The following is a 1,211-nucleotide window of genomic DNA, read 5'->3' as shown; positions in this document are numbered from 1 at the left end:
ACGGCTGCCGTCAAGGGCTTCGGCTCAGTAGCCATGTCTTTTGTCATGGCTCTGGTCTTGAGTTTCTTTTACACGATCGAGCTGAAGGAGATGGTCAGCTTTACCAAGTCTTTTTTGAAGTCGGACCTGTTTGGCTGGCTTTTTGAGGACATCTACTACTTCGGCTACAAATTCACCAACACCTTCGGGGTGGTCCTGGAAGCCCAGTTCATGATCGCCATCTGCAACACGACTTTGACCATCATCTGCCTGGCAATCATGAAGATGCCGCAGATTTTTGCCCTGGGCCTGCTGGTATTCATCTGCAGCCTGGTGCCGGTGGCCGGGGTGATCATCTCCTTGATCCCGCTGTCTCTGGTGGCTTATACGGTCGGAGGGATGCAGGACGTGATCTACATTTTGATCATGATCGCAGTGCTGCATACGCTGGAAACGTATATCTTGAACCCGAAATTCATGTCCAGCAAGACTGAACTGCCGATTTTCTACACTTTCGTGGTGCTGCTGCTTGGCGAGCACTTCTTCGGAACCTGGGGCTTGATTGTCAGCGTGCCGATCTTTACTTTCTTCCTGGACATCCTGGGAGTCAAAAACATCAACGGCAAGCAGGAAAGGCTGAAAAAAGCCAGAAGCAAACTCAGCGAGGCCCGGAAGCGAGAACAGGAATAGAAACATTTATTAGCTCAGAAGGCAAAAGCTTCTGGGCTTTTTTTGTGCCCTTTTTCAAAAGAAAAAGCTATACAAGAGCCGATATAAAATAAATTTGAAAAGTTTTTTCTATCCAAAAAGCCTTATGAATACTAGCTTTATAGCTTGTTTGTAGACTATACAATACCGAGATAGCATTGACAATTTTTAAGGCAGGACTATACTTTATACATGTCGGTAAAATTATAGATTTGAAAACGAAAGAGGGTTCCTTTGGCTTACACGAGAATTGTCAAGACAAGCTGCTGTGTGCCGGAGTTCACGGTCAGCAATGACGACCTGAGCCGGTTCATGGACACCAGTGATGAGTGGATCAAGACCCGAACCGGAATTTCAAGCCGGCATATCAGTCAAAACGAAAACACGTCGGATTTGGCCATCCGGGCAGCCAAAAAGCTGCTTGAAGGGCAAGACCCGGCAGAGGTCGACTTGATCATCGTCGCGACCATGTCCCCGGATGCATATACCCCTTCGACCGCCGCCTTGGTGCAGGCAGCCGTCGG

Annotated in this window: 1 protein-coding gene and 1 pseudogene; both read left to right on the top strand. The window is 48.3% G+C overall.

Features of this window, described 5'->3' with window-relative positions:
• On the top strand, nt 1-669 hold a 669-nt coding region (locus lacNas_RS01205; RefSeq protein ID WP_201336263.1), incomplete at its 5' end, for an AI-2E family transporter.
• Between the two features lie 252 nt (nt 670-921).
• Nucleotides 922-1,211: pseudogene (locus lacNas_RS01200) on the top strand (3-oxoacyl-ACP synthase); the annotation flags it as partial.

The sequence above is a fragment of the Lactobacillus nasalidis genome, from assembly GCF_016587775.1.
GTDB classification, from domain to species: Bacteria; Bacillota; Bacilli; order Lactobacillales; family Lactobacillaceae; genus Lactobacillus; species Lactobacillus nasalidis.
This window is presented reverse-complemented; position numbering and strand designations above follow the sequence as displayed.